Origin of the sequence: Butyrivibrio sp. INlla14, from assembly GCF_900102515.1 — a bacterium.
Taxonomy (GTDB): domain Bacteria; phylum Bacillota; class Clostridia; order Lachnospirales; family Lachnospiraceae; genus Butyrivibrio.
The window spans coordinates 1-2,457 of sequence record NZ_FMVS01000067.1; the positions used below are offsets into that span (position 1 = coordinate 1).

General features: G+C 42.6%; 2 protein-coding genes. Both read right to left on the reverse strand.

The genetic code is table 11. The features are described 5' to 3' along the window. Positions 1–397: 397 nt before the first annotated feature. On the reverse strand, positions 398–2,209 hold the full coding sequence (locus BLO53_RS18805; RefSeq protein WP_092065239.1) for an IS1634 family transposase: 1,812 nt from the start codon (positions 2,207–2,209) through the stop codon (positions 398–400). A 6-nt stretch (positions 2,210–2,215) separates the two neighbouring features. Next, the coding region (locus BLO53_RS19405) for a hypothetical protein (RefSeq protein WP_207648493.1) at positions 2,216–2,457 on the reverse strand (242 nt) is incomplete at its 5' end.

The following is a 2,457-nucleotide window of genomic DNA, read 5'->3' on the forward strand; positions in this document are numbered from 1 at the left end:
ATCTCAAGTTCAGAAGTAAAAGTGGCTCAATCCTAGAAAATATCTGGGATTGAGCCTTTTCGTCTGTATAGCGTACTGACATATATTTTAGAATGCAATAGAAAAATTTCAGACACTGCTTTGAAGCAGCGTTAGATGTTAAAAAGGAAGCCAGTTGCTAAGGCAACTGCCTTTTTGAACTTAGAGCGCGGAGCGCTCTTATCCTTATTCGGGCTTAAGAGCTTTTTCCAACATATCCATAGGTTTGTCAAGGCTGCCCGCAGGGCACCGCATTGCGGCTTTGGCCTTGACTAACCTATAGATATGTTAGTACTGTCAGTTAAGCCCGAATAAGGATTTATGTGCATCTCTGATGCACTTATTTCAGAGAAATCCCTGTCAGGGGATTTCTACCTTCTTAGTATCGTAACAGGCGCTGGATATCCTGCTGTTTTCGGTTCTGAAGGTTCAGTGCCAGTCCGAAGGCTTTACTGCAGTCATCGATGACTTCGTCATAGTAAGTGAATCTCCACAGATTTGTGTGAAGCTTTGTACAGTTGTATTTCTTTAGAGAATCAAGAATCTTTCCAGCCTGATATTTTCCGTCAAGTTTTTTCTCTAACAGCCTCACGAGTACCAGCGCAAGGAAGCAGGTGGTGAAGTGCGCATCGATGTGCTTATTGGTTCTGAGGTATACGGGACGTGATTCAAAGAAAGTCTTTGTTACTTTGAATGAATCTTCAATCCTGGCAAGACCTCTGTAGACATTGCGCATCTCTTCATCACTCATCTTTAATTCACTGGTCACAATAGAGTAGTAGCCATCATATTTTTCCTCTTCCCTGATCTTTTCCATATCAAGCTCAAGATTTCTTCCCTCTATTATTTCACCAGTTTCCTTGTTAAATGCAATGTTTAACACGTAGGATGCGCTTCCTTTCGCAGTTACCCTCGTGTATTTTTGGGGATTTCTTATCAGGTCTTTGGCGCGGGCGATCATGGCCTCACGGTCTGCCTTCTGTTTTTTTGCATACTTCTCCGAATAGTATGTAAGCTGCTTCTGGTCTACCACAATTGTTTTCTTAACCGGTTTTTTCTGGCCCGGCTTTGTCACGTTTACATGAAGCTCCTTAGGGTGGATACGGGATTTGTGCTTAAAAGTTACTTCATGGCCATCGTCATCAAGCACCTTGTCATTCCGGTAATCACCTTTCAGCACCCATGCCTTGAATTCGGCATCAGCGCCTCTTACGGACTGACCATAAACATATCCGTCACGAGTATTGTTTTCATTCTTGTTATCACCATTTAACCAGTAGATGTTGTCAGAAGTGTTTAGCCCTCTGTCTGCCACATAGATTACCCTGCAGTCATCAAACTCATCCTTGACCCTGTTTATTATGGGACGCATGTGGACTTTTTCTGATTCATTTCCCGGGAAGAGATCAAAGGCCATTGGAATACCGTTTTTATCCATGAGCAGACCCATTTCTACGATCGGATCCGGACGATGGTTCTTTTCGGGACCACGTTTACGGTACTTGGCATCAGTAGGATTGCCGTCTTTATCTATCGGGTTTCCATCAACATCAACTTCATCTACGTCAGGCCGGCTGATATCAAAGTAGTAGTTAGTGCAATCAAAGTAGGAGACAGACATATCGCGACTGCAGATTTTCTGAGACTTATCGTAGATCCATTTCTGGAGATCGGCTTTATTTTCAGCAATGATATCAAGGGCATGGTAGATGTCATCAAGGGAACAGTCATCAAATGGCTCAAAGAAGAAATCGCTGCTGTTGAGAGTGTATCTTTTTGAACCTGGATTAAGCGCCCTTGAAAAGGTGAGGAGCTTTGTTATCTGATCCGTGCTGAATTTCATCTTACGGCCACGGGTCTTCCAGTTCCAGAACTTATCTATTTCCAGATCCTTGTAGAGGTTTTTGAGAATGCCATAGCCTACATTTCGGACGTCATTTGTGCCGATTTCCATTGTGGATTTGAGATCAATAGCTATATCGGTACTCTTTTCGGTCTTATTCTTTTTAGTCAGTTCCCTGGCGTATTCGGTGAAGTAAGCTACAGGGTCGTCATATTGCGTTTTTAGTTTTTCCAGGTATCCAAGGCTTTGTACTGTCCTCGTGCGGCTCTGTCGCTTTTCCCTGTCATAATAACTTTCCTGGATTGCAAGATATATCCCCTGAGGCCGATTGATTTGTCTAAGATACATGGTGTTTTACCTCTTTGCTGTGAGATTGAATTCAGATATGATTCTGCTGGCAGATTCTTCAGGTGAATCGCCGTTCATGTCGAAGGCACGGCAGAAACCGGCATAGATACTGCCATACCATTTCTGATCTTCAATGATCTCTTCCATATAGTAGTCTTTATGTTCATTTTTGTATTCATCATCTTTGTAAATGACATCGTTTTCATCACTGAATACCAGTCTGTCAAAAATGTTCTCGACAGAATCTT

Coding starts and splice junctions, on each gene's coding strand:
- BLO53_RS18805 (WP_092065239.1), bottom strand. CDS start 2,209: ATGTATCTTAGACAAATCAATCGGCCTCAGGGGATATATCTTGCAATC.